The 22,949-nt window shown below is 60.4% G+C and carries 28 protein-coding genes; 7 read left to right on the top strand and 21 right to left on the bottom strand.

Annotated elements, in window-relative coordinates; translation table 11 throughout:
• Positions 1 to 12: 12 nt before the first annotated feature.
• From lspA to ACFQPB_RS15990, 4 genes are all read right to left on the bottom strand, one after another.
• Positions 13 to 540, bottom strand: coding sequence for a signal peptidase II (lspA, locus tag ACFQPB_RS16005; protein ID WP_382225332.1), 528 nt, complete (start codon positions 538 to 540; stop codon positions 13 to 15).
• 96 nt (positions 541 to 636) lie between these two features.
• Positions 637 to 1,011 carry a hypothetical protein gene (locus ACFQPB_RS16000; protein ID WP_382225329.1) on the bottom strand — a complete coding sequence of 125 codons (375 nt, stop codon included), beginning with the start codon at positions 1,009 to 1,011 and terminating at the stop codon, positions 637 to 639.
• A 25-nt stretch (positions 1,012 to 1,036) separates the two neighbouring features.
• Positions 1,037 to 1,408 carry a DUF3703 domain-containing protein gene (locus ACFQPB_RS15995; protein ID WP_382225326.1) on the bottom strand — a complete coding sequence of 124 codons (372 nt, stop codon included), beginning with the start codon at positions 1,406 to 1,408 and terminating at the stop codon, positions 1,037 to 1,039.
• Entirely contained in the window at positions 1,392 to 2,045 is a 654-nt protein-coding gene (locus tag ACFQPB_RS15990; protein WP_382225323.1) for a cation efflux transmembrane domain-containing protein, read from the bottom strand. The genes ACFQPB_RS15995 and ACFQPB_RS15990 overlap by 17 nt, the downstream gene beginning before the upstream one ends.
• A gap of 78 nt (positions 2,046 to 2,123) precedes the next feature.
• Here ACFQPB_RS15990 and ACFQPB_RS15985 point away from each other — a divergent pair, with 78 nt between their 5' ends.
• Positions 2,124 to 2,546: a Cd(II)/Pb(II)-responsive transcriptional regulator gene (locus ACFQPB_RS15985; RefSeq protein WP_382225320.1), complete on the top strand. Its 423-nt coding sequence runs from the start codon at positions 2,124 to 2,126 to the stop codon at positions 2,544 to 2,546.
• 524 nt (positions 2,547 to 3,070) lie between these two features.
• On the opposite strand, the gene ACFQPB_RS15980 is transcribed toward ACFQPB_RS15985, so the two are convergent.
• On the bottom strand, positions 3,071 to 3,235 hold the full coding sequence (locus ACFQPB_RS15980) for a hypothetical protein (protein ID WP_382225464.1): 165 nt from the start codon (positions 3,233 to 3,235) through the stop codon (positions 3,071 to 3,073).
• Positions 3,236 to 3,582: 347 nt separating this feature from the next.
• Here ACFQPB_RS15980 and ACFQPB_RS15975 point away from each other — a divergent pair, with 347 nt between their 5' ends.
• Positions 3,583 to 4,011, top strand: coding sequence for a hypothetical protein (locus tag ACFQPB_RS15975; RefSeq protein ID WP_382225318.1), 429 nt, complete (start codon positions 3,583 to 3,585; stop codon positions 4,009 to 4,011).
• On the opposite strand, the gene ACFQPB_RS15970 is transcribed toward ACFQPB_RS15975, so the two are convergent.
• The gene (locus ACFQPB_RS15970) at positions 4,008 to 4,307 is read right to left on the bottom strand and encodes a helix-turn-helix domain-containing protein (protein WP_382225315.1); all 300 of its coding nucleotides are present in this window, start codon (positions 4,305 to 4,307) and stop codon (positions 4,008 to 4,010) included. The two genes, ACFQPB_RS15975 and ACFQPB_RS15970, sit on opposite strands and share 4 nt — an antisense overlap.
• Positions 4,308 to 4,420: 113 nt before the next feature.
• Here ACFQPB_RS15970 and ACFQPB_RS15965 point away from each other — a divergent pair, with 113 nt between their 5' ends.
• A complete protein-coding gene (locus tag ACFQPB_RS15965) occupies positions 4,421 to 4,867 on the top strand; it encodes an HAD domain-containing protein (protein WP_382225312.1) in 447 nt (148 codons plus the stop codon).
• Positions 4,868 to 5,289: 422 nt separating this feature from the next.
• On the opposite strand, the gene ACFQPB_RS15960 is transcribed toward ACFQPB_RS15965, so the two are convergent.
• The 7 genes from ACFQPB_RS15960 to ACFQPB_RS15930 all read right to left on the bottom strand — a co-directional run bounded on the left by ACFQPB_RS15960 (position 5,290) and on the right by ACFQPB_RS15930 (position 9,717).
• Positions 5,290 to 5,766 (bottom strand): hypothetical protein, encoded by a 477-nt coding sequence (locus ACFQPB_RS15960; RefSeq protein ID WP_382225309.1) that lies wholly within the window; start codon positions 5,764 to 5,766, stop codon positions 5,290 to 5,292.
• 70 nt (positions 5,767 to 5,836) lie between these two features.
• Positions 5,837 to 6,520 (bottom strand): hypothetical protein, encoded by a 684-nt coding sequence (locus ACFQPB_RS15955; protein ID WP_382225307.1) that lies wholly within the window; start codon positions 6,518 to 6,520, stop codon positions 5,837 to 5,839.
• A 253-nt stretch (positions 6,521 to 6,773) separates the two neighbouring features.
• Complete coding sequence (locus tag ACFQPB_RS15950; RefSeq protein WP_382225304.1) at positions 6,774 to 7,412, bottom strand: hypothetical protein; 639 nt, start codon at positions 7,410 to 7,412, stop codon at positions 6,774 to 6,776.
• A gap of 40 nt (positions 7,413 to 7,452) precedes the next feature.
• On the bottom strand, positions 7,453 to 8,106 hold the full coding sequence (locus ACFQPB_RS15945; RefSeq protein WP_382225303.1) for a DsbC family protein: 654 nt from the start codon (positions 8,104 to 8,106) through the stop codon (positions 7,453 to 7,455).
• A gap of 161 nt (positions 8,107 to 8,267) precedes the next feature.
• Positions 8,268 to 8,738 (bottom strand): PH domain-containing protein, encoded by a 471-nt coding sequence (locus ACFQPB_RS15940; protein ID WP_382225300.1) that lies wholly within the window; start codon positions 8,736 to 8,738, stop codon positions 8,268 to 8,270.
• 151 nt (positions 8,739 to 8,889) lie between these two features.
• Entirely contained in the window at positions 8,890 to 9,111 is a 222-nt protein-coding gene (locus ACFQPB_RS15935) for a hypothetical protein (RefSeq protein WP_382225298.1), read from the bottom strand.
• A 60-nt stretch (positions 9,112 to 9,171) separates the two neighbouring features.
• Positions 9,172 to 9,717, bottom strand: coding sequence for a hypothetical protein (locus ACFQPB_RS15930; RefSeq protein WP_382225295.1), 546 nt, complete (start codon positions 9,715 to 9,717; stop codon positions 9,172 to 9,174).
• Positions 9,718 to 10,401: 684 nt separating this feature from the next.
• On the opposite strand from ACFQPB_RS15930, the gene ACFQPB_RS15925 reads away from it, so the two are divergent.
• The 4 genes from ACFQPB_RS15925 (at position 10,402) to ACFQPB_RS15910 (ending at position 12,417) form a co-directional block, all read left to right on the top strand.
• Positions 10,402 to 11,214: a SprT-like domain-containing protein gene (locus ACFQPB_RS15925; protein ID WP_382225292.1), complete on the top strand. Its 813-nt coding sequence runs from the start codon at positions 10,402 to 10,404 to the stop codon at positions 11,212 to 11,214.
• An 87-nt stretch (positions 11,215 to 11,301) separates the two neighbouring features.
• Positions 11,302 to 11,541, top strand: a complete 240-nt coding sequence (locus tag ACFQPB_RS15920) for a ribbon-helix-helix domain-containing protein (protein ID WP_382225290.1) — start codon at positions 11,302 to 11,304, stop codon at positions 11,539 to 11,541.
• A complete protein-coding gene (locus ACFQPB_RS15915; protein ID WP_382225287.1) occupies positions 11,541 to 11,960 on the top strand; it encodes a putative toxin-antitoxin system toxin component, PIN family in 420 nt (139 codons plus the stop codon). Before ACFQPB_RS15920 ends, ACFQPB_RS15915 begins: the two co-directional genes overlap by 1 nt.
• Positions 11,961 to 12,102: 142 nt before the next feature.
• Complete coding sequence (locus ACFQPB_RS15910) at positions 12,103 to 12,417, top strand: hypothetical protein (protein ID WP_382225284.1); 315 nt, start codon at positions 12,103 to 12,105, stop codon at positions 12,415 to 12,417.
• A 13-nt stretch (positions 12,418 to 12,430) separates the two neighbouring features.
• Here the strand turns inward: ACFQPB_RS15910 and ACFQPB_RS15905 are convergent, their stop codons facing one another.
• The 8 genes from ACFQPB_RS15905 to ACFQPB_RS15870 all read right to left on the bottom strand — a co-directional run bounded on the left by ACFQPB_RS15905 (position 12,431) and on the right by ACFQPB_RS15870 (position 22,940).
• Entirely contained in the window at positions 12,431 to 14,056 is a 1,626-nt protein-coding gene (locus ACFQPB_RS15905; protein WP_382225282.1) for a conjugal transfer protein TraG N-terminal domain-containing protein, read from the bottom strand.
• Between the two features lie 15 nt (positions 14,057 to 14,071).
• A complete protein-coding gene (locus ACFQPB_RS15900; RefSeq protein ID WP_382225279.1) occupies positions 14,072 to 14,521 on the bottom strand; it encodes a hypothetical protein in 450 nt (149 codons plus the stop codon).
• An 84-nt stretch (positions 14,522 to 14,605) separates the two neighbouring features.
• Positions 14,606 to 15,991, bottom strand: coding sequence for an integrating conjugative element protein (locus ACFQPB_RS15895; RefSeq protein WP_382225277.1), 1,386 nt, complete (start codon positions 15,989 to 15,991; stop codon positions 14,606 to 14,608).
• A gap of 92 nt (positions 15,992 to 16,083) precedes the next feature.
• Positions 16,084 to 17,388, bottom strand: coding sequence for a TraU family protein (locus tag ACFQPB_RS15890; protein WP_382225274.1), 1,305 nt, complete (start codon positions 17,386 to 17,388; stop codon positions 16,084 to 16,086).
• The gene (locus ACFQPB_RS15885) at positions 17,385 to 17,915 is read right to left on the bottom strand and encodes a TIGR03757 family integrating conjugative element protein (RefSeq protein WP_382225272.1); all 531 of its coding nucleotides are present in this window, start codon (positions 17,913 to 17,915) and stop codon (positions 17,385 to 17,387) included. Before ACFQPB_RS15885 ends, ACFQPB_RS15890 begins: the two co-directional genes overlap by 4 nt.
• 34 nt (positions 17,916 to 17,949) lie before the next feature.
• Complete coding sequence (locus ACFQPB_RS15880) at positions 17,950 to 20,874, bottom strand: conjugative transfer ATPase (RefSeq protein WP_382225269.1); 2,925 nt, start codon at positions 20,872 to 20,874, stop codon at positions 17,950 to 17,952.
• A 10-nt stretch (positions 20,875 to 20,884) separates the two neighbouring features.
• Positions 20,885 to 21,421 carry a TIGR03751 family conjugal transfer lipoprotein gene (locus ACFQPB_RS15875; RefSeq protein ID WP_382225266.1) on the bottom strand — a complete coding sequence of 179 codons (537 nt, stop codon included), beginning with the start codon at positions 21,419 to 21,421 and terminating at the stop codon, positions 20,885 to 20,887.
• Positions 21,408 to 22,940, bottom strand: a complete 1,533-nt coding sequence (locus tag ACFQPB_RS15870; protein WP_382225263.1) for a TIGR03752 family integrating conjugative element protein — start codon at positions 22,938 to 22,940, stop codon at positions 21,408 to 21,410. Before ACFQPB_RS15870 ends, ACFQPB_RS15875 begins: the two co-directional genes overlap by 14 nt.
• Between the last annotated feature and the right edge of the window lie 9 nt (positions 22,941 to 22,949).

Raw genomic sequence — 22,949 nt, 5'->3', positions numbered from 1 at the left:
ACCATCCCAGCTTCATCGGTGCAACTCCTCCGCAGTCTTTTGCGGCTTGGGTTGACGGGGTGGCGCTTTCATCGACGCGATGCACCAGACCAGGGCTGCGCAGACGACGAAGACATCAGCAAGGTTGAATGCGGGCCAGTGGATGCCACGCCAGTGAAAGTCGAGAAAGTCCACCACGGCGCCGATCTGGACACGGTCCACGAGGTTGCCCCCGCCGCCTCCTGCCACGAAGGCGCCCACCCAGCGATCCAATGGCCCCACTTCTTGGGTCAGGCACATCACTGAAACAGCGCCCACCACCAGTGTCGACACGCCAATGAAGAACCAGCGCTGCCAGCCACCTGCATCGGCGAGAAACGAGAAGGCGGCGCCTTTGTTGAGCACATGCACGAAGTTGAGCCAGTCGGTCACTGGGACCGATTCACCAAGCGCCAGCGTGGTTGAAAAAAACGACTTGCTTGCCTGATCCAAGGCCAAGAGGATGGCGACGGCGACGAGCCAAGTCCATCGCGGGTACCGCTGTGTCCAGCGAACGGTCATGTGAGAGTCCTTCCAAAAACGATCCAGGGAGACACCTGTCCGAGACAGGGTCATTGGGGGTCAGAGGATCGGGGAAGTCGCGCGCCGCTCAGCGCATCAGGCGAATGCATGCCGCCCCGAATCCATCGGAGAGGGCCATTTGGGGCGGTAGGGTCGCGCAGGCCACGCTGGCATGTTGTGTGCCGTGATGCGTTCGACGCGTACAGTGTCTGCGCGGGCCATCATGGGGACAACGGGCACCAGCATGGCCGCTGCACAGTTGGCATGACAGGTGCCGCAGTCCAGATCAAAGCCGACATCCCCAGGCACCAATGCGTCAGCAGCGTCGATGACCGAGGGATGGCCGGGCTGATGATGATTGGCATGTGTCTCTGGCGTTGCCGCGACGTGCTCGCAACAAGTACCTGCCGCCGCAACAGAAAACTGAAGCGGCAGCAGGGTGAGCATCAGCATGACCAGGAAGGCGCGCATGCGTTTGATTTTAGTTTGTCGGCGATCACCGCTCCTGGGCCTGGGCGATCAAAGCGGCCAGTTCCGGGCGCACCGGCAGGGGCTCGAAGGCGCTCACGTTGGCCCGCCCCGGATTGCCCAGCGGCAGGCGACCGCTCAGGTGGCCCAGGGGCACGAGGGCCAGCCTGACCAGTTGGCCTGCCATCTCCGGCCAATCGCGGGTGCGAAAGGACAAGCGCAGCATGTGCGCGTGTGTCAGCAGATGGGGCCTGAAAAAGAGCTGTCCCACAACGTGGGCTGCTTCAAGGTACAGCCAGGCTTGCTCTGTCGAGCTGGCAGCCTGGGCTTCGCTGATCAGATGCGCAAATGCCGCTTGCTTGAACTGGTGACCGGTTTGTGGTTCAGTGAACGTGCCCATGACGATCTCCTTCAGCAGCATTGTTATCAATTTCGTTGCGGGCTTGCCGCAGCACCGTCCAGCCCCCATGCAGGGCCAATGTCGCCATCAAGCTTGCGACCACCAAATCAGGCCAGGCAGACCCAGTGCCGAACACGCCAAGCGCAGCCAGCAACACCGCCACGTTTCCGATAGCGTCGTTTCGTGAGCACAGCCAAACGCTTCGCATATTGGCATCCCCCTCCCTGAATGCGTAAAGCATCCATGCAACGGCCACGTTGGCGGCCAGTGCGAGCAAAGCGACCGCACCCATTGTCACGGCTTGTGGCAACTCGCCATTCCACACCGACCAAACTGTCGAACCAAGTACATACAGGCCGAAGCCGATCATGGTGGCCGCCTTGAAGACAGCTGCTCGGGCACGCCACGCCAAAGCTGAGGCAAGTACCGCAAGTGACACCGCGTAGTTGAGTGCGTCGCCGGCAAAGTCGACAGCGTCGGCCAGCAGCGAGAGCGAGCCGGCCTGAACCCCTGCGCCTATCTCAACCAGGAACATGACAAAGTTGACGACAAGTGCAATCCAAAGGATCTGGCGGTACCGGGACAGATTGACAATTTTCTCTGTCTGAGGTGCGTGATGGTCACAATGGGCGGACATGGTTTTTGCCTTTCGATACTCCTATTGAAAACCCTGTAGTTACTACAATGTCAAGTCTTTTTCGACTGAGGTTTTGCAATGCAGATCAAGGACCTATCCCGAACCACCGGCGTGGATGTAGAAACGATTCGGTTCTATGAAAAGCAAAGCTTGCTGCCTGCGCCAGCGCGGCGCGAGAACGGGTACCGCGTTTACGAAGCCGTTCACCTAGAACGCTTGGCGTTCATCCGCCATTGCCGTGCGTTGGACATGCCACTCCTTGATGTCAAGCGGTTGCTTGGATTTGTCGATGCGTCCGAAGAGAACTTGGGTGAGGTGGATGTTCTGGTGGACCAACAGTTGGTGCGCGTTCGAGCCCGACTCAAAAGCATGCGGGCTCTGGAAAAACAGCTGTTGCAGTTGCGCGCGCGTTGCTCGGGGACGCACGACGGGCACTGCGGGATATTGGATGAACTGGTTTCGGCAGCTCACGGCGAGGCGTGCGCTTGCCATTCGCGCTGATGCCGAAGTAAGGACGTTTTCTTTGGTTCCTTTAGAGTGCAAGGAAGTGACTTTGAAGTTGGCCAAAAAGCTGAGCGACGTCTGGCCTGGCCCATTCGGGGCAGCTACCCACCGCTTCCTAAGCGATGTTGGCGGGATTGGTTTCGGCGCAGAAACAGCCTGTGGAAATCCGGCTGCCGGTGGCCAGCGTGGGCAAGGTGCTGTGCGCGTTGGTGGGCAGGATGCTGGGGCGATAGATTACCCACGTTCAAGACCGCCTCTGGTTTCCGGTCAAACCCGCGTCGCTGGAGTTTTCGCGGAGCTGGTACGTGCGTCTCGTCAAATTCTTGACCACAGAACCGCTGTTGACAGTAGGCCCTGTAGGTGGTGCCGCCAGACGAAGACCACAGATAGTGGCTCCGAAATAGGCAGCGCTCAAGTGTCGCCAAACACCTACCAAAAACCTCGTCGATTCACCTGCGCGAAAAGCGCAGCAAAAGTGTCCAGCATCTCAGGCTCAATGGGCAATTCAGACGTGCTGCCAGTCAGCTCCTGTGCCCGCTTGAGCACTTGATTGAACAAGTTTGTCCGAGGCAGTAGCACATAGTGAACCTCACATCCATCCCGTTCGCGAGTCGGGCAAGGGTCCGGAGGGAGATCGAGCCATCTGCCTCCGCCTGCTCCAGCTTGCGTACGCCCTGTGCGGTCATGCCCAGCCGATCACCAAGAGCTTTTGAACTCATGCCCAACGCTAACCGGACGGTCTTCGCCCAGCCGCACCGAGGTGTGGCGTGGGACCGCAGTTTGGTGAACTCGCAGAACTGGCGATCCAGTTCTGCCAAGCGGGTGAGATCCAGACGGGTTTTCAAGGTAGCTCGCGATTTCCAGGGGAAGACAACAGTGGGGTTGCTGGGCGGGAAAAAACTGGCAACCAGGTACTTTCTATTGGTGGATGGACGACTCGGAGGCCGGCATCGCCGCCGTAAGCGGGGCTATCCTCGCCTCCCCTGATCTTAACGGGACCAAATAGTCCCGCAACTACCTAAAGTGCCGACTGATGCTGTGCGTTGAAAAAGCTACCCTAGTACCGTTTGGAGAAGAAGAGCTTAAAGCCTTGATCAAATCGAAGAGCTGGAAATCCATGCTGCCTAGTGCCTTGGGGGATGAACAGTTGCTTCAACTGTCCGATCAGCTTCGAGACCTACTGTCCGGCAGAGCGTGGGATGCGGGGCGCGGTAAAGGCAGTGCTGCTCTACCGATGACGCTGCTTTTGCTGTCGAAGGCTGGTGCCACCGACCACGATTTGGTGACCGATATGGACATGCTGCGTGAAGTCATGATGCTGCTCAGCATCGCTGCAGATCACGAGATCGTGAACCGAATGATTCAAAACCGAGACCGCTTCACTGGTTCGGACCTCATGGAAACCATGAAGGGGATCGTGCACCAAAAGCACTCGTCCGCAGAAGCGCTCAGCTTGGGTTAACTGTTGATCAACCCGGCGATATCAGCTTGCACAGTCTGAAGTAGCTCCTGTACCGACTCAAGATCTCCATCTGGGCAGTAGGCTGCAGCAAGGAGCGACAGCGGGTGAAGCCGAAGGTTTTCCGCTAGGCTTTCGACGACACGAATGCTTGGCATCTGGTGGCCCTGCTCAATGCGGCTCATGTGTCGCCGACTGGTGGCCATAAGCATGTCCTCTTGGGTCAGGCCACGGGCAGCGCGCAGTCGCTGAAGCGCGGAGCCGAAGCTGGCATGACGAGGGACATTGTTTCGACGCATCCCCTCGATTTCCGCGCAATGAGACCTAAAAGGCCACGACCAAATGGTCCCATTAGCGGGCTATATATAAAAATTTCACTACCGCCGCAAGTCGCGCTGGGTATCAAAAAATCATGATCCTGTTCTTGGACTTTGATGGTGTCCTTCACCCTGAGTTCTCTCACGAGTCTCGACATTTCTGTCGCCTTCCCGTCTTAGAGCAAGTCGTACGGCAACTCCAGGACTGCGAAGTGGTGATCTCCAGTACCTGGCGTCTTGATTTGACATTGGACCGCCTGCGAGAGAGATTTTCATCTGACGTGGCGGCAAGAGTTGTTGGTGCGACGCCTCGGTTCCGTGACCTCAAGAGTGTTCCCGACACACTGTTCAGCTACGAGCGGGAAGCCGAGTGCCAGGCTTGGCTGCGGGCGAATGGGCGGGCGCATTTGCCATGGTTGGCGGTCGATGATCGCTCTTGGCTCTTCAGGCCATTTTCCCCGAATTTGTTTTTGGTTGTTGGCCGAACTGGTCTGACCTCTGCAATGGGCAAGCAGCTTCTTTGCAAGTTGCGAAGCTCCTGACAGGCCCGAGTCACAAAGACCCCACCTTCTGATAGGTGATAACGCCGTCCATTTTGACCATGACATCGGATCGGGTGGCCAGGCGAACTGGAGCGACCACCGCATGACTGTCTGTGTCGAGTTATCGGTGCCCTCACGCAGTGGATGGCGGTTTTGAACTGGAATAGCTGGCAGGTTTGAATCGGAGCAAGTGGCGCCTTTGAGTCGGAATCGCTGGTGCTTTTGCACTGGAATACGCACTTAACCCAACTCGTGTTGGTTTCTTCCAGCAGCCTGACGCCTGCCGCGTGCCTTAGGATCGTTGCGCAGTGCATAACAATTCAAGCCTTCACATGGAAGTCTGGGTGTCCATGTTCACCAGGGTAGTGCGAGCACGCGAAAACGATGCGTAGTTGCTGATGTTGGGTGCCGAACGTGCGGAATCAGGCAGGTGCGCGGCGGTGCTCAGCGGGTCGGCGAGTGCCCCGACTCGGCATCTCGGGTTGAGGGCCAAGTCGAAGTGTCACGCCTTTGGCAATCGCCTTGCCAATGTCCATCCATGCGTCCTCTTTTTTCTGGGCGGCAATGTCCTCTGAAGCGCAAAACGGCGATTCCAATCGGAGTTCGGGGTACACCAGGTTGGCCATGATGAGCGGCGCACCGTCCGAGTTGTCTCCCCACACGGAGCCTGTGAGCTGCAAGCCTGATCGCACCAGGGCTGCGCGCGCCTCATGATCGGCAGTCCAATCGCTGTGAGCCTTCATGGCCAGCACCTGTGGGCTGGCCAGGTGATCGGTGAGCTTGCGGTGCATGGCCATGGTCATGTGGTTCACAGGCATGCGAGACAAGTAGTCGGCCACCTCTGCCAAAAGATTCAGTGTGCTCTTGTAGGTCTCTGCGTCCAGTGCTGCCGTGCTCATGGGGAACGTGTTCATGTTGCGTGCAAATTGAAATTGCCCCGAGGGAGACATCGAATTGTGATGCACCCGGTCAAGCGATTGAAAGAACAATCACCATCGCAATCACGATCAGGAAAAGCCGCTTGGTGCTGTAGATGAATGCGCCGTGCTCGATGACACCACGGCTATACCCACGCCAAAGTGAAAGCATCATGCTGGCCACCACCAGGAACGTGATGGCCATGGTCAGCCCTTGGATGGTGAAGCGCAAGCTCGCAGGGCTGACGCTGGAGCCCTGCTGAAAACCACTGTTGATGGCGTCTGTCAGAGACGAACACTCTCCCGCTGAGTTGCGCACACAGTTGTTGAAGAACATCTGAGGCGGGCGAGGCAGGGCGCCGTTCGAGTAAGGGTCTTGAGATCCGGTTTGTGCAACCGACCCCACGGTGGATGACGCAGTACCGCCAGCGATCTTGTCGGCCATCTTGCAGATGGTGGTGCCGTTGATGTCTGCAAAACCCGAGCAGCTACCTGATTTGCGCATCTTGTCGCAGTTGCCGATGCCCAACTGCACACAGGCCAGCACCAGGTTGCCGTCTACCACGCGACCGTCAAAGGTGCCCAGGGCCTGCAGCTTGTTGATGCCGGGGTATTTCAAGGCCTCTGACATCACGGTTGCCCAAGCGTTGACCTGATCTTGGAGTGGCAGGTTTCGGAATACATCTGGCTTGATCTTGAGCGTGCTATAGATGTTGTCTGTGTTCATCTGCAGCACGCCGTAGCAGCACGAGCCGTTGTAGACGGACAGTTGGCCACCGCTCTCAAACATGGCCAGGTTGCCAACCGCCTGCGCGTATGACTTCAGCTCAGCGCTGGCGGTCGGGGAGTTCAGAATGGCTTGTGCCACCTGATCGGCTGTGACACGTGTGCTGGTCTGGGCGTAAGTCCAAGAGCCGATGCAAACGGTAGCAAGCAACAGCAAGCGCAGGACGCGCTGCAGAGCGTCGGAGACCATGACAGCCTCACTCTCAGAGGCGAATGGCGCGGTTGCAGCCAGGCACGGACTTGCCGTACTGAATCACACGCAGGTAAATTGTTGATGACTTTGGGTCAGTGGCGACAGCAGTGTGATTTTTTTCAACCGGGTTATTCGTATCGAAATCGATATTCAGATAGCATATTTCAGAAATCTGGAATACCTGATTGATGTCTCCATTGGACACTGCCACTCGTGCGTTACACATGCTGAACATGTCATAGGCATTTTTCCCATTCGCAGGAGGTATACACAGTTCGTAGTTGAACGGAAATTTGGCAATCGATATTGCGCCCTTCTTGCCAATCAGATTCAGCCTGGCTGTCAGAAAGAAAATGCCTGTATTCGGGTTGCTTTTGAGTGCCTTTTGAACTTCATCAGACCAGACGCGCTGACTCAGCGACATAAGGTCAGATTTCTCTGGCGCGCTTTCAGATTTCGCGTCAAAGTTGGTAGTGGTTTCAACCAGCCGCTCCCATTTCAGTCCGGCAGGAAAAACCACTTGATTTCCTGAAAGAACTTTGGGCGGCTGATTTTGCGCGATTGCGTCCCCCGAAGGTGCCCAGGCTGCAAAGGCGACCAGCGCACCCAGAGCGATTGCGGGAATGTTTTTTTGAAGCGTGCGGATCATGGGGATCATCCTTTTCTTTTGTAGGGCCGTGCAGTAGTGCTTATTTCTTGTTCGCTGCATCCAGCTCAGCAATGAACTGCTCAGGCGGCGTTGCACCGACCAGGCGCTTTCCATTGGGCAGAATAACCGTCGGCGTGTTGTTCATCTGGTGCGTTTCACCAAATTTGAGAATGCTGACCAGGCCTTGAACATCGCAGTTCTCGTTGCCCTGCGGACGCGCGCCATTCATGATCGCGTCCCACGAGGCGGCGCGGTCACGTGAGCACCAGGCCACGCGGGCCAGCGCGCCCGAAGAAGGGTCGATGACAGGGAACATGAAGCGGTAAACGGTCACGTCATCTAGCTGGGCCACGAACTTGTTGAACACCCGGCAAATCGGACAGTTGGGGTCTTCAAACACGGCCATGCGGCGTTGACCGTTGCCCCGGACCTCCTTGATCGCATGCTGCAGCGGCAAGCTGTTGAAGGGAATGGCCGTGATCTGGTCCAGTCTTGCAGCGGTCAGGTCTCGCTGAGTGCGCAGGTCCACCAGGCGGCCATCGACAAAGCCGTAGCGGCCAGACTCGTCCACGTAGAACACCTCTTTCTCGCTGACCACCTCATAAATCCCCTTGATCGGCGTGTCGTTGATGCTCGTCACGGGCACCTTGCCCCCTGTCTGCGATTCAATGGCCGAGCGCAAACGCTCGGCCACAGCCGGCGAGGCGGGTGCGGCCTGTGCGGCAAAGCTGCTCAGTGAAAGCGCGACGGCCGTGGCCAAGATGAGCCGCCTGCGGCCGAACGGGTGAATGGTGGATGCTTGCATCGGAGAACTCCCTGTCTTGTCTGGATGATTCAATGAACGGTGGCCAAGGCTCAGACATCGAATGCCCGAACCCCTTTGTCTACCCGGCAACGCTCCACCGCATCGCGCACGAGCTGCGCAACCGCCTTCGCGTTGGAAATCGCGTTGAGCGAAACGACGGGGGTGGTGACATCGGTGGTTTGCAGCACGATCCGCCCTCGGCCGACGAGGGTCTGCAGGAGCGTGCCCTGCACACTCAGATCGCGCACCCGGTACAACTCCAGGCTTTCCATGTCCCGAACCAGCACGCCACTCTCGATCAGTAACCGCTGATCCGTCAGGGTGTAGCGATGACGGGCCGTCCACAGATAACGCCAGCCTGCGTACAGCACCGGCACCACCAACCAGAACGTCAGAAGGCACAGCAAGTAGAGCCCGGCGTTGGAGATTTGTCCCTCGGTGTCCGACCACAGTTCTCGGGCCTCGGGCGCATGCCTTGCCTGATTCAACTCGGCCATGCTTTGAAGTGAGCTGTTGTCCATGGCCTGCAATCTATCCACCGGCTGGCATCCAGTCAGCCCGAAACCTCGCGCACGTGCATCGGGGTTTCGGCTTGACGCCGCGACAAAAATCACATAAGCAAAAAAAAACACCCTGCCGAAGCAGGGTGGGGTGGGCGGTTCAGTAAGCGGCTCAGATCGTGTTGTCCAAGGCCGCAGAAGCCCAGGCGCCAGGCGCCAGGATCACGGTCACCTCCTTGTCACCAAGGGGGTCGCCGCGGTTGGACTGCCGAACGACCAAATGGCCATCGACAACCTTGGCCGAGGCATTGTTGAACTCTCTCATGTGCCCATCCTGCTTGCGCACCCAGAGGGTAGCGCCGGCAGCATTGATGTGGACGGTGGGTGTTGTCATCTTCGGTTCTCCCTGGTCAAAAGAATGGGCCACCCGAAGGTGGCCAGATAGGTCAAGATCTCAGTGGCGCATTGCCTGTGCGTCGTCGGTAGACAGGGCTGGATGGATTTCCGGCCACGCGCTAACGACTTCCTCCTGCGCGACTGCTCCGGTGGTGGAGACAACCACGGCCGGGATCGCCGATGAGGACTTGTCAGAAGCATTGCGGCGGGCTTCGATCTGTACCTTCTTGTCCTGGACCCACTGCATCAGCAGTTGGGCCACGACAGAGAGGCCTTGACCGGTGGCCGCCACGATACTGAGCAAGCCATTGAACAGGCTGGCAGCGGCTTTGCCCAGGGTGTACCCCGTGCTGACCGCTGCCGGCTTGGCTTGCACCTTGACCTGTTGGGTCAAGGTGTGCTGGGCCCGCAGGAACACAGCGGGGTTTTGCTGTTTCAGACTCGGGTGTTGCTCAAAGAGGTCAACGATCAGGCGCGCCGTGTCCGGGTTGCCAATGTTGTCCACCAGAGGTGCCCACAGTGAGTTGTCTTGCGCACGTGACGCGCCGCTTTGTTGATTGCGGGCGAAGTGGCTGGTCGGGCGGTTTTTTTCGGTTGCGAACATGGGTTTCTCCATCAAAGGTGGATGGGAAGCACGCAACCAAACCCCAGCCCGAAGGCCGTGATAGGGAAGCGAAATCTTCCCTATCCGGGTTTACAAAAGGACAGGAACTCTGGGACCAACCTTGGGAGTCGATCCGTGCATCTTTCAAGAGTCGAGATGCCGCGTGGCGCTCAAAGAGCAGTTCACGGGGCAATCGTAGCAGCGATATGCCAACCGGCAACAGGTCGCTCGGCCGGTCCTTCAACCGATCAGCTCATCCGTCGCGCAGCCCGTTCAAACGTCAGCCATTGGACGATTGAAATTGACATGAATGTCACGAAGGCGGAATTGTTTTCTGACACTCTCAGGCACAGTACGGACTCAGCAGGGAGCAATAACAAGAAGTCAGAGAGAAGAAGAAGCCAAGGGAGAGAAAAAGGGAAGGGCGCCACAGAGCGACGTAGAAAAGACAGACGGGCGGGCGTGTGTTGCGGGATCGAGAGATCCGGGAAGGCGCAACACACCCCGCCTGAACTGCTTTTGGGGCGGCGCATCACGCCAGCCCTCAGCGCGTGTCCAGGCCACCAGTACCCCCCATGGAACCACCAGGCTGCTCCCCAGGGCGCGGTCAAGTTGGTTAAATTTGTAATGTGCAATTCATTTGTAATGCACAATACAAACATTCAAAAACAGGGGGGATCAGCAATGGGTGTTGCGCCATCAGGGCAAGCCGTGAGGGGAGCACATGCGGCCGTGGCAACGCTGCGGCCGACGCACGAGACGTACTCGGAGCTGCAGCAGGCCTACGGATTTTTCAATGAGCGGCTGTTTGGTGGCCAACTGCCGGCATGTCTCATCACGCTGCAGCGTGAAAAGCGCACCTGCGGCTACTTCTCAGCACAGCGCTTTGCCAGCCTGGATGGGCAGACCACTGACGAGATCGCCATCAACCCCTCGTACTTCGCCGTAGTGCCCCTGACCGAGGTCATGCAGACACTGGTGCACGAGATGGTCCACCTGTGGCAGCACCACTTTGGCAAGCCTGGCCGAGGCCGGTATCACAACGCCGAGTGGGCCGAAAAGATGGAAGCCATAGGCCTGATGCCTTCGAGCACTGGCCAACCAGGTGGTGCGCGCACTGGTGACCTGATGGCCGACTACGCCATCGAGGGCGGTGTCTTCTTGAGGGCCTGCAAAGACCTGTTCACCGAGGACTTTCGCATCAGCTGGTTCGACCGATTCCCGGCACGCGAACACATCCAGGCCGGTCAGGTCAGCATGGCCATGCACCTAGCGGCCGACGTTGGCGGTGGGGCGGTGCCGGCGCAGAGTGCTGTGGTCATGGCCAGCCTGGCCACGTCCATGAACAACGAGGGCGCGGCCGCAGCGCCGGCAGCGGTCAACAAGTCCAACCGGCAGAAATACCGCTGTGGCTGTGGCCACCAGGTGTGGGGCAAACCTGGGCTGCGCATTCTGTGTGCGGAGTGTGGTGCCCCTTTCACAGACGTCGGGACGTAGGCAGTATGAACGGGCGAGGGTATCCACTAAAATAAGCACATATACACCTAAGCGCATAAGCGCCTATTTTCGACTGAGGGTATGCCCATGAGTACCGTGCGCTGGAATCTGGCCGTGTCACCTGACATCGATCAGTCGGTCCGAATGTTCATTGCTGCAAACGGCGGGGGCCGCAAGGGGGACCTCTCGCGTTTCATTGAGGAGGCGGTGCGCGCCTACATGCTTGAACAAGCGGCCGAGCAGGCCAAGTCGGCAGCCGCAGGCATGAGCGAAACCGAGTTGAGCGAACTGATCGACGAGGCCGTGGTGTGGGCGCGTGAGCATTGATGCGGGTCATTCTCGACACCAACGTCTTGCTGGGCGCACTCATCTCGCCCTCGGGCGCCCCCGACACGATTTACCGGGCTTGGCGCGCGGGGAGATTTGAGTTGGTGACCTCACGGCACCAGCTGGATGAGTTGCGGCGAGCCAGTCGCTACCCCAAACTCAAAAGCATTGTCCCCGCGCATCGCGTAGGAGCGATGATCAACAACATGCACCGAGCCGTGGTCCTGGATGAACTCAAGTCGGTGCCCGAAGACATCGATCTGGCCGATCCCAATGACGTTTTTTTGGTGGCCATGGCTTTGACTGCCGATGCAGACTTTCTGGTCACCGGCGACCGCCGCGCCGGCCTGCTGCAAATGCGGCGTTTTGGCCGCACTCAGACAATGACACCGGCTGTTTTCTGCGCAACCATGTTGTGACGCAAAGACACAGTTGAATCACCAACCGCCACGTCCATCACGGCGTGCAAACTGCTACGATTGACACCACAAACCGGGCCTGCCCACGACACCCTTTGCACACTGGGCCCAGAACATCAAGAAGACCAGAGAGGAAAAGCCCGTGCAAAGCAACCGCCCACCCTACGAAACCCAACTGGAGCCCTGGCCCGCGATCAGCGCAGCGCTGCTGACCGTGCTCAAGGCCACTTGGCTCGTGCTGCGAGAGCTGGTCAAGCTCATATGGCGCCTGACCGCCATCCTGGTACCGGTGGTGCTGGGGGCGCTGGTCAACATGGTCCTCTGGCACTTCAGAAACCCACCACCGGATTCGGACCATGGGGATACCCAATCGGACAACTCCGCCCTATGGCGGCCGTGCGATGGTCCTTCAGATATTACCCACTCGGATTGGGAAAGCCTTTACGGCGACAAGTAGACAGCACATCACGTCATTTCATAAAGCGCCCTGCAATTGGTGTCCTTCCAGGAATTTGCTGCGCAGTGCTATCTGCTTTGCCCATCATGCCGTCGATCTGATGGCCGAGTTTTGCCCCAGCCCAAACCATCATCGAGGTCCACAACGTCGGCAAGCCCACCAGCATCCCTATCAACAACAGGTTGAGCAGCATGCGCTTGTAGCCGTTGTTGAGCGGTGCGGTGATGCCAGTGCTGAAGAACTCGGCGATCTGGCTCCAGTTGACCAGGCTCGGGTACATCGCGCTGACCAGGTGAGCATCCACCCAGATCGCGATGGCCCACATCACTGCCCAGAACTTCACGGTGAAGATGGCCACAGCGCCCAGGAACATCACCTTCAGGTTGAAACCGCTGAAGAAGGTCACGAGGGGCAAGAACATGTACATGCCCATGAGGATCAGGGCCTGCATCATCAGCAAGCCGGTGACAAGCGGAACGAAAGTGATCGAGGCCAGGAGGTTCGACATACCCAGACCGAACACACCGAACGCACTCCCTGCGTTGCGCAGGAAGTCGGACACGCTGCCACTCTCCTGGCCCAAGCCCGTGGGATCGACATACTGCGGGTTGGTTTTGGTGGCTGCCAGGCGCGCCACCATGTCAGTTTTCTGGTCATCTGTCATGCCACTGGCCACCGTGCCCAGACGGGCAAGCAACTCCTGCCAGGTGCCAGCGTGATTGACCAGGCGGGTGCGGATGCCCTGCGTGCTGTCCTCCCACCACTGTGAGCAGGTGGGCCGCCCCCACTCGGGGTTGATGACAGAACCATCGGCCGGGGGGGCGCCGTTGTAATACTCGGTGTCACGCGAATAGTCGATGGCAAATCCAGGCACCGGGTTGTAAGACCGGTTGTCCATGTAGTAACCCGGTTCGGTGCGGAAAAACTGGCTTCCCATCCAGTCCACATCCGTTGGGCCATAGGCCGTGTTGGTGGGGGCGAGGAGGGCCGCGCCGCTGCTGCTGATGCCCGCACCGTCGGCGCGCAGGAACTGGCTGCGCGCCGGCATGAAGCACTCCGAGTAGAAGCGCTGCACGTCCGCGCGCAGCTTCGGGTCGCTGATGGTCGCTTGACGCGCCGACTCTTCCACCATGCGCAGGTTGCCGCCTGCGTTGGCCAGGCCTGCCTTGACGGACTGGTTCAAACCTGAGGAGATGGCCATCACCGAATACCACCACGCCGGCACGTAGGTCAGTTCGCCCACAGCACTGACCGTACCATCCTGTGCATTGGCCATGGCCTGGTCGAAGCCAGAGCCTGTGCCTGACTGACTGCTGGACGTGTCAGGGTTCGGATCTGCCAGCGAAGCCGGTGGGGTGTACGTCAGGTTGACCCTGTGCAGGCTGGTGACCGGGTTGCTCGCAAAACACACGCTCATCACAAACAGGCACGACCACAGGCGCAAGCCGATGCGATCAATCAGGCCCATGACGGTGTTGGTCTCGTTGCCCTGGTCCTTGGCCTCGTACCAAGCCTGGAACACCATGATGGCGAAGGGCAGAACCACCAGCCCGGTTCCGACCAGTACCTCGCCAATGATGTTGGCAAAGGCCCAGCCGTAGAAGGTGGTGAAGATTTCGAGATAGCTGTCCAGACTCATGTTGTTTTCTCCCGATCAAAACAGCCTGGCCAGCGTGGCAGGACCGATAACCACGGCCAGCACATACACCGCCAGGAACAGCAGCACCTTGTCTCGCAAAGCCAGGACTTGTTCGTACTCCGACGCCTTGACGATGCCCTTGCGATGGCCCCAGGCCACGATGGCTGACCAACGCCACCCGATCAGCATGACGACCACGGTGTGGGCCAGTGCCGACCACGTCCGCCAGCGACCCACCACCTCTTGCCAGCGCAACAGGTCGGACTGGGTGACGCCGAGCTGGACACTGATCCATGCCACGCCACCCACGGCTGCAGCGATGGCCACGAACACCAACATCCAGCCCACGCCGCGCCAGGCGCCCCGCCAGGCGCGCCTTGGCAAGGACGGCGCCGGCACCTCAGCGGGGGCGTCAGGTAGACCCGCCGATGAGGCGGCTGCGTGCGAACGGGTGGATAGGCGCATGGTGTCTGGAGCCTGTGGGGTGGATAGGACGTGTGGTGGCGGTATGGGGTGAACTCGGCAAGGCGTTGTGGCACTCGTTCACGGTCACTGCGACTTGACGCGACCACCTTCAAGTGGCATCGGATCGTTCAGGCCACCATCACGCACGCGGGCCGCACCGCTGTCTCGGCTTTCCTGGTTGCTCATCAGGGTGAGGGCCGTTTCCGCCGTCATCTCCTTGCGGATGCGGAACTCAAACATCATGTCGTTGATGTACTGCGTCAGTCGGTCGATCTTGGATTGCACTTCCTTGGAAACATCGCCTGCAGCCGAGACCTCGGGCAAGCTCAGAGAGGTCACCAGCGCATTGCGCAACACCAAGGCCTTGTCGATCACCCGGTGCATGGCCAACTCTTGCGACAGTCGGCCCACGGCCATCGAGCGGGCATCGGGTGGCAGCTTGCGGATCGAATCGACCAAGGCAGGGCTGACCGCCATGCCAGGCGCAGAAATCTGCTTCATGTCCGTGTAGTTGGCGCGGGGTGCCGATACCAGCGTGGCCAGCGTAGGCTGAACCAGCGCGATTTCGGCCTCGTACTTCGGTCCCAGTCCCGATGCCGTGCTCACGGCGGTGGACTCGGGGCAGTCGGAACCGGTGGTGCACAGAACCACCTTCTGATCGCCCAGGACTTCGGTGCCGAAGGTCGCCATTTCTTCGGGGGACTTGAATGCCTGAGCCAGGCGCGTGCTGCCCTCGGCACCTGAGGTGTACGTCGCGGTGGCCGAGGTTGTCGTGGGCTTGTTCAAAGTGGCGTTGTACCCGGCCACGGCCAGGTCACGGATCGGCTGAATCGGCGGGGTCTGCGCGCCGCCGGCCTTTTGGCCAAACACCCAGGTCACGCCGTAGCGTTGGGCTTCCTCGTTTTTGTTGATGTCCAGCTTGGCCTGAACCACGTCACCGCTGGCCTGAGCCTTGCCGCGCCAGGATTCACCCTTGGCCATCGAGATCCAGTCCTCATACGGGTTCTTGCCCTGCTTGATCAAGGCCTCCATCTCCTCGCAGGTTTTGAGTGACGCCGAAACCATGGCGTCGGCCTTCTGCGAGAAGTTCTGAAACAGCTGGTAGAGGCCTGGTTGGGCGCGCTGGAACGCGTAGAGGGGCAGTGAGGCGATACCGGCCTTGATGGCGTTGGCGATGGTCTGCCCCAACTGCGAAAACCCGTTCATGACGTTGGACCAGGACAGGCCGATATCGAACTTGCCACACGAATAGTTGGCCCGGATGTTCAAGCTCAGTCCCAGGCGCAAGGCGGTCTGGCTCTTGTTGTTTGCCCGTGCGGCCGGATCACCACCACCGAGACGGTAGTAGAGCGAGGAGTTGGAGACCGCCTGCGCGTGAACGGGTGTTGGAGCCAAGGACACGCAGCCCAGCGTGATGGCGAAGACGCAGGCAAGTGCGGTGTGGGTGGGTCTGAAACGCATGGGCTTCATGATCGGAATCTCCATGAACGATGAGAAAATTTGACAAATTTGGGTCGGGAAGCTAAAACCCGACACAAGTCAGCGAGACACTGGCGCCACGCTCAGGGAACACTGAACAGGAATACGCCTTTGCGTTGGCAGCAGCTGTAGCGCCGCCAAAGGTTCCAGGCGTAGCCGTCTTCCTGCGAGGTTTTGCCATCCCCCCACGACGCGAGCGAGAGGCTGTCGTTTGAGCCAAAGGTCACGCACCCGGTGGAAGCCATGGGATAGAGCGCCTGCCACTTGTGTGTTTGTCCAGTCTCGAAATACACAAACCCCCCTTGATTGGCCGCTTCTATCTTTTTGTAGATGTGCGGTTGAGCCGACTTGCCCACGATAGAAGCCATGCGCTCCGCCAAAACAGCGGAGGCCTTGACGGGATGTGCCTGAACCAATTCCCCCGTGCGGGGATACCGACCACCCCAGGTCTGCGTGGCGCCACTGCCAATCTCACTCCTGCCGGGCAACCACGAGGCCGGGTACAGCATTTCCAGCGGGATCACACTGCGCCAGAAATATGAATCCACTTCCGACTGGAAATGAAGCGTGAACATGGATGCACCGCCTGGGCAGAAGTAAGAGTCGCTGGACATCGACTGGGCCAACTGGGCAAGCTCCATCAGGCTGCTGGAGTCGATGCCTTTCAGGCTCCCCCCACTGAACACTTCTCCGAGATCCCCGAGTTGCTGTTGAACGCCTTGCAGGGTGCTGCCGATGTTGTTGATGGAACTCAGCAACTTTCCAGGGGAACTCGCGAGGGCCCTGAACTCCTCAGCGATGCCACCCGCAAAGTCCTTGGGCACGCTGCTCCACTCGTTGACGATGTTGGGCAGCTCCTCCGAGGGAAACTTCTGCAATTCCTCCGTCGACGGTATGCTGAAACTGCTCCCCATATCTGACATCGAGGAGCCGGACAGCCACTGTGCAAACAGGCCGGCCGGATTGCCCACCACGTCACCGCCCTTGAACAAGGTGATGGGTGAATGCTCGTCTTGACTTCCCGCCGATGAATCCGAGAGGGACACGCCCAGCATCGAGGACCCGGCTTTGTTCAAGGTCTTGGCCACCACCGACCCGACTTCTTTCCAGGGGTGCAGCATGGGTTCGTTGTAGGTGCTGACCACGGCATCGGGCACGAAGTGAGCGACGCGGATCGAGGTTTTGATATCGCAGCCAAACGGGGTGCAGAACAGGAAAAAGCACACCCCCTCAACCTGGAAGGACACGCACGATGGAATCCCCTTGAAGGTGTTTGAAACGATGGCGGACGTGTTGGTCCCTGCCGTGGCCTGGCTGGGTGCCCACAGGCTGGCCACCAAGTAGGTCATGGCCGTGACGCGAGCGGTCCATTTGCTGGATTTCTTCATTTGACCCGTCCTGTCTCGCGAGCATCCATGTACAAGGTCACGGCTTGCTCCACATTGGTCACGCCGTACACCACAGAGCGTTGGTTGATGACGACAGCGGGGATGCGGTCTAGCTTGTAGTGGATGGCGCGGGTGATGCCGTTGGCGGCGTTGGTGGCCACGGGCGCGTAGCGCTTCTTGATCGCGGCCTGGTTGGCCTGGAAATACGCCTGGGCCTGTTTCTCGTCCTTGGGCATGTTCCGCTTGAGATCCCCCTCGATCAGCGCAAGGCCATCGACACGGTAGACCTTGACCAGATAAGGCGCCTCGGCCGTGGGCGCAACCACGTTCATGGCGGAGTTGGCAAACACCTCCACAGAGGTGATGCCGCCCGCTGCAGTGGCCGCAGGCCGGGGCCGCCCCAGAGGACTCCCTTGTGCCTGCACAGCACCCGACAGTGCGAGGCTGCAGAGCAGCGCACCAACGCCGACCCGCCTCGTGATGTGCCCGCTCACCTGGGTGGACATCCACCCCTGCGTTTGACTCATGTTGTGTTCTCCCTGGCGTTCTTCTTGTCGTGGATCAGGACCGGCTGCGAGAGAGTTCTTCGGCCACCATTTGCGCAGCCTCCATCTCATTGCACCCGTGCTTTTCCATCAAACGGCGCCTGTGAGCCTTCTCGTGGCCCTCGGTCATGGCCAGGGCAATCGGCAGGGCAGGGGGCACGTTGCGAAACAGCATCTGCCCTGTTGCCGACATCACCACCCCCTCGGTGTACTTCGGCGGCAGCTTGCAGGCCGACTCCATCAAGTGACGCTGCTCGGTCGTCAGGGACCGAAAGCGGGCCACTTCCTCGATCTCGGAACGGTCCATGGTCAGCAGCATCCAGTATTCGCACATGGACAGCACGCGGCTCATGGAATCCGGGAAGTCCTTCAAGTTCTGGGTGGCCAGCCAGAACCAGATGTTGAGCTTGCGCCACATCTTGGTGCCCTTGGCGATCTTGGGCCCCAGCAGCTCGTTGGTGGTGATCAAGTGACCTTCGTCGGTCAGGAAGATCATGGGCCGGTCCTCGGCCTGGGCGCGTTCTCCGCGCGACTGCACCGAGTCGATCAACGAGGTGTAGGCCACCGCCAGGGCGTCCTCGTAGCCGTCCTGGGTCAGCGTGCCCATTTCCACCAGGGTGACATCGGCGTCAGGCCAGTCGCTGCCCTCACGGTTGAACAGCTTGCCGCGCAGCGCCTGGGTGAAGCTCATCATGGACTGACCCATTTCCTCGGCGCGCGCCTGGCGCGCGGCCGACAGGGAGCCGTCCTTGTGCATGCCCATGAGTTCAATGGCCACGTCCTGCGTCAGCGGGTGGGCACGGTTCTCGGCACGGGCGCGCACGGCCGCGCGGATGATGGCGCGCGAGACCAGGTAGCGGTCGGCCCGGCTCATGCGGGCCACTTCATCGGGTTCACCGCCCGTGATCATCATGATGGCTGCGATCAGCATCTCGCCGAGCAAGTCGCGCTTGTCGGTGCCCGATTCATCCTCATCCGATGCGTCGCCCCCTTCGGCGCTGGCCGTTGGCGCGCCCAACACTTCGGTGTTGCCCAGCAGCGCCTCGATGCCCACGTCGTCGGGCAGGCCTGCGTTGACCTTGGCCTGCTGTTCGGCCGCGTGGTAGGACTGCATCACATCACGGTCCTCCAGCAGCTTGTAGGCGTGCACGAAGGGGGGCAGCGAAACGTCGGCCTCACTGGTCAACGTAACGCTGTGGGTGCTCAGGCCCATGTGTTTGAAGTAGTTCAACAGCAGGGCGAAGGACTTGCCGGCGTCGGCAATCACCAGGCGTGGCCGGTGCACCGCCATCGTGAGCATGGCCAAGTAGTTCAACGTGGCCGATTTGCCGGCGCCCGTGGGGCCGAGCACCAGCATGTGGGCGTTCTTCTTTCGGTCGTTTTTGTTCAGCGGGTCCAGCCAGATCGGCTCGCCGCCCCGGTTCCAGAACCACATGCCGGGGTTGGGCGTGCCCCGCGCACGCCCATACACCGGCAGCAAGCTGGCCACGTGTGAGGCAAACACCAGGCGCGAACGCCGCAGACTCTTGTTGTCAAAGGCGGGATCGAAATTGAAGGGCAGACCCCGCATGAAGGCGTCCAGCGGGGTCAGGTCGTGGCGGTGCTCGATGAAGCGCATCCCGGTGGGGATCAGCAAGGCATTGACCTGGGCAATGCCGGCGTTGAGTTCTTCCCGGTTCTTTCCCGTGAGATACAGCGTGAGAAACAGCGGGTAGAGCTTGTCGCCCTTGGCCATGCGCTGCAGCACACCCACACATTCGCCGTGCGACTCGATGGCGTGCGAGGTGTTGGCGCGCGATGCGTCCCGAATCCGTTCGATGTGCCGCTCCAGCTTGTACTGGGGGGCCACGGTGACCGTGATGGACAACATCGACCCTTCGGGCAGGCGGTCAAAACGCGCAAAGCGTTCCTTGCCCGAAGCCAGCTCCGCAGAAAAGTGCCCGATGCTGGGCTGAGCGCGCAGACCCTGCATGGTCAAGGCCTTGACGGGCACGCCGTCGAACTCGAACAGCCCAGCCTCCAGGTCCGACATGGGTTGTGACAGGTTGAGCATTTCCCCCAAATCCCAGCCCATGACCGGCGCATCGTCCTCACCCGCGACAGCAGACGGGTCTTGGAAAGGCAACTGGCGCAGCAGATCGCCGGCGTTCTTCGATGCCCAGGGCACATCGCGGTTGAAGAACGGCAGCAACCATTCGTACAGGTCGCGGGCATTGGCGCGGCGCGGACTCGCCCCGGCTTCGGTGAGCGTGGCCATCAAGGTCATGGCCACAGCGTTGAGCTGGGAAATGGCCGGCGCCGGCTCCTCGGCCAGGCGCTTGAAGCGCTTGTAGATGCAGCAGCGCACACGGCGCATCTGCCCGCGCCAGGGTTGACCGGTCACCAGCGTGTCCACGAACAGGCCTTGGGGGCGCGATACCAGGTCCAGGTGCTTTTCAAACTCCTTCAGGACTGACTGGGTGAAGGGCGAGTTCAGGATCGCCTCGGCGCGCTCGGGGTAGGCCTTGTGCACCTGGCGGATGTAGTTGACCAGGTAGTCGTTGAGCGTGTCGATGTTGCGGTCGTCGTTGACGAAGAACTGCACGATCCAGGGCGAGGCGTCGGATTCCTGGATCGCCTGCAGCGCCTCCTGCACCTTGCGCGCACGCTCCAGCAGGTACTGGGTGGACTGCGCCTCGGTTGGGATGGGCGAGAGTTCAAACATGGCGCCCAGGGTGGCGCCGTCCTTCATCACAAAGACATCGTCCTTGAGGTCGTAGCTGGTGTAGGGCAGCATGTCGGTGAAGGAGGGTGCACGCCCCGCCATGCGGCGGCGTTGCGACACCGACTCCAGGCCGGGGGCCGCCCCCTTGTCTTTGGCTGCTTCTGTACGCTGGGCCTTCGCCTGCGGGGAAGGGGCCGTGGTCTTGCGGCCCAGACCGAGTTTTTCGAGGATGGACATGGGTGGCTCCTCAGTTGGCCAGTTCGACACGGGACGTGGCGGATCGCCGCTCCTGGATCACCTTCTGGTTGTCCTTCGGAGCCTGGCTGGCCATCTGCTTGGGTTTGACCAGGTCCAGCGCACGGTTCTCCTGCGCTTCACCAGGCAAGGCGTAGTGGTTCTGCTCGTACATCGGGAACGTGGTCACGTAGCCGGGCACCGGATACCGGCCCTGCGCCAGGTGGGGATAGACCACCATCACCAGATCGGGGTTGGGCACGCGTGCGAACTGCTGTTTCAGCGGCTCCAGAGCAGACCAATACCGTTGGGTGTCGGCATCGTCATAGGACGGCGTGCGATGCGCAGCCGCCCCAAGTCGTGCGCGAGCCTCCTCGGCTGCGCCGGCTCGTCCGGGGTGGCCCCGGTAGATGTCCACCACGGTGGGCGCATCGCGGACGACCTCGTTCAGGGGTGATTCACGGGGGCCGGTCACCGAGCACGCGCTCAGGAAGGCGCTTGCGAGGGCCACGCCCACGGTCAGGTGAATCGGATGGTCATTCCAGGCCATGGCGGTCTCCACGTTGTGCGTTGCTTGCGGTTTGTTGTTTGTGAACCAGCTTGCGGGACTTGGCCGGCTTGTCGAGCTGGATCTCTTGGTCGATGTGCACCACCAGCTGCTGGCCAGCAGGGGTGACCACGGCGTCAAAGCTGTTCTTCAAGCGACTGAGCATCCAGGCGGTCACCTCGTCCGTGGCGCCGGCCGTGGCCTGCCCCATGACGTACTTGCTCATGCTTCCGGTCACCTGCGACGTGGTGTTGCCGGTGGTCTGGTTTTGCGTGATCGAGCGCTGGGCGTCCGAATACGCTTGTGATGCCACACCCAAGGCCTTGAGGCCCACGATGTCGGTCAGGTAGGCGGGTGCATTGGTCACGAACTTGCCAACGATGCAGGGGTTGCCCCGCACGTCGGAGATGAAGCCGATGTCCCCCGAGGAAGAACCGCCGCCCGTGGCGTTGCCGCCGCGTTTGCGGTTCGACACGGTGCGGATCGTGCCGTCGTTGAACACAAACGTGACCGAGCGCACCTTGCCTTCGCTGCAGGACAGCGCCATGTCACCGATGGCCACACCGGTCACGATCATGCCGGCCAGGTCGTCGGGCAACTCCCAGCCGTTGGCGGCCAGGTTGTCTCGGCCCACCATGGCCTTGAATTGCATGGGATCGGTGACGCGGCCGTCGATGGGCACCCGGCCGATCAGGCTGGTCATGGCGGTCACGCCCACCAGGGTGGCGTTCTCCGGGATGGTGAAGTAGGGTTCATCCACCGGTTTTGCTGCAACGGCCGCTTGTGCTGCGCGGCTGGCCGTACCGTTCGCTTGGGGGTCAGCGGCTTCGGTGTTGCCGCTGGTGCGGACAAAACGTGTCATGGCAGGCCCTCGGCCGCCATTGCGCCCACGCGACTCCTCGGTGTGCGCACTGAAGCCCATGGGCGCCACGGTTTTGTAGGCAATGGCGCCGTGGGGGACTTCCGGTGCGTCTGCCTCAACGATTTCATGCACGGGCTGCTTCGCCTTGCCAGCAGTGGGTTTGCCCGCGCCACTGGGGTAGGTGTCCACCATGTCCTGCACGGTGGTTGCGGCCTGTCCGATGGCCTTGCCCAGGCTGTCAAAGGGAGACTTTTCGTCAATCCTTGTCGAGGTGGTCTGGGTCGGTGTTTCCGTCAGCCCTGTCGAGGCAGGGACGGCCTCCACAGCCGGCGTGGCCCCAACCGGGGTGTCTGTCCCCCTGAGCCGCGCCAGGCGCTGGTTTTCTTGAACCAGCTTGTTGTTCTGGTCGATCACGCGCTGCACCTGGTCGCGCAACTCGGCGTTGCTGGCCACCACCGTTTTGAGGGTCTCGGAAGGGTTGTCGTTGTCCGCGCCGCGCGGTGTGGGCAACGACGCAGCCTCCGGCGTGGGGATGGCCTTGAGGTCGCCGGCCGGTCGGACCGGGCCGTCGGTGGCGAACTGTTGGTAAAGGATGGTGCCAACGATGACCAGGCCGGAGATGCCCAGGACCGGAATCAGCATGTTTCTTGTCACAGCCATGATGGAGTC

The organism is Hydrogenophaga atypica (assembly GCF_042665215.1).
GTDB classification, from domain to species: Bacteria; Pseudomonadota; Gammaproteobacteria; order Burkholderiales; family Burkholderiaceae_C; genus Hydrogenophaga; species Hydrogenophaga defluvii_A.
Note: the sequence above shows the minus strand (reverse complement) of the source record. Positions and strands in the feature narration are given on the sequence as shown.

Coding starts and splice junctions, on each gene's coding strand:
- lspA (WP_382225332.1), bottom strand. CDS start 540: ATGACCGTTCGCTGGACACAGCGGTACCCGCGATGGACTTGGCTCGTC.
- ACFQPB_RS16000 (WP_382225329.1), bottom strand. CDS start 1,011: ATGCGCGCCTTCCTGGTCATGCTGATGCTCACCCTGCTGCCGCTTCAG.
- ACFQPB_RS15995 (WP_382225326.1), bottom strand. CDS start 1,408: ATGGGCACGTTCACTGAACCACAAACCGGTCACCAGTTCAAGCAAGCG.
- ACFQPB_RS15990 (WP_382225323.1), bottom strand. CDS start 2,045: ATGTCCGCCCATTGTGACCATCACGCACCTCAGACAGAGAAAATTGTC.
- ACFQPB_RS15985 (WP_382225320.1), top strand. CDS start 2,124: ATGCAGATCAAGGACCTATCCCGAACCACCGGCGTGGATGTAGAAACG.
- ACFQPB_RS15980 (WP_382225464.1), bottom strand. CDS start 3,235: ATGACCGCACAGGGCGTACGCAAGCTGGAGCAGGCGGAGGCAGATGGC.
- ACFQPB_RS15975 (WP_382225318.1), top strand. CDS start 3,583: ATGCTGTGCGTTGAAAAAGCTACCCTAGTACCGTTTGGAGAAGAAGAG.
- ACFQPB_RS15970 (WP_382225315.1), bottom strand. CDS start 4,307: ATGCGTCGAAACAATGTCCCTCGTCATGCCAGCTTCGGCTCCGCGCTT.
- ACFQPB_RS15965 (WP_382225312.1), top strand. CDS start 4,421: ATGATCCTGTTCTTGGACTTTGATGGTGTCCTTCACCCTGAGTTCTCT.
- ACFQPB_RS15960 (WP_382225309.1), bottom strand. CDS start 5,766: ATGAGCACGGCAGCACTGGACGCAGAGACCTACAAGAGCACACTGAAT.
- ACFQPB_RS15950 (WP_382225304.1), bottom strand. CDS start 7,412: ATGATCCGCACGCTTCAAAAAAACATTCCCGCAATCGCTCTGGGTGCG.
- ACFQPB_RS15940 (WP_382225300.1), bottom strand. CDS start 8,738: ATGGACAACAGCTCACTTCAAAGCATGGCCGAGTTGAATCAGGCAAGG.
- ACFQPB_RS15935 (WP_382225298.1), bottom strand. CDS start 9,111: ATGACAACACCCACCGTCCACATCAATGCTGCCGGCGCTACCCTCTGG.
- ACFQPB_RS15930 (WP_382225295.1), bottom strand. CDS start 9,717: ATGTTCGCAACCGAAAAAAACCGCCCGACCAGCCACTTCGCCCGCAAT.
- ACFQPB_RS15925 (WP_382225292.1), top strand. CDS start 10,402: ATGGGTGTTGCGCCATCAGGGCAAGCCGTGAGGGGAGCACATGCGGCC.
- ACFQPB_RS15920 (WP_382225290.1), top strand. CDS start 11,302: ATGAGTACCGTGCGCTGGAATCTGGCCGTGTCACCTGACATCGATCAG.
- ACFQPB_RS15915 (WP_382225287.1), top strand. CDS start 11,541: ATGCGGGTCATTCTCGACACCAACGTCTTGCTGGGCGCACTCATCTCG.
- ACFQPB_RS15905 (WP_382225282.1), bottom strand. CDS start 14,056: ATGAGTCTGGACAGCTATCTCGAAATCTTCACCACCTTCTACGGCTGG.
- ACFQPB_RS15900 (WP_382225279.1), bottom strand. CDS start 14,521: ATGCGCCTATCCACCCGTTCGCACGCAGCCGCCTCATCGGCGGGTCTA.
- ACFQPB_RS15895 (WP_382225277.1), bottom strand. CDS start 15,991: ATGAAGCCCATGCGTTTCAGACCCACCCACACCGCACTTGCCTGCGTC.
- ACFQPB_RS15890 (WP_382225274.1), bottom strand. CDS start 17,388: ATGAAGAAATCCAGCAAATGGACCGCTCGCGTCACGGCCATGACCTAC.
- ACFQPB_RS15885 (WP_382225272.1), bottom strand. CDS start 17,915: ATGAGTCAAACGCAGGGGTGGATGTCCACCCAGGTGAGCGGGCACATC.
- ACFQPB_RS15880 (WP_382225269.1), bottom strand. CDS start 20,874: ATGTCCATCCTCGAAAAACTCGGTCTGGGCCGCAAGACCACGGCCCCT.
- ACFQPB_RS15875 (WP_382225266.1), bottom strand. CDS start 21,421: ATGGCCTGGAATGACCATCCGATTCACCTGACCGTGGGCGTGGCCCTC.
- ACFQPB_RS15870 (WP_382225263.1), bottom strand. CDS start 22,940: ATGGCTGTGACAAGAAACATGCTGATTCCGGTCCTGGGCATCTCCGGC.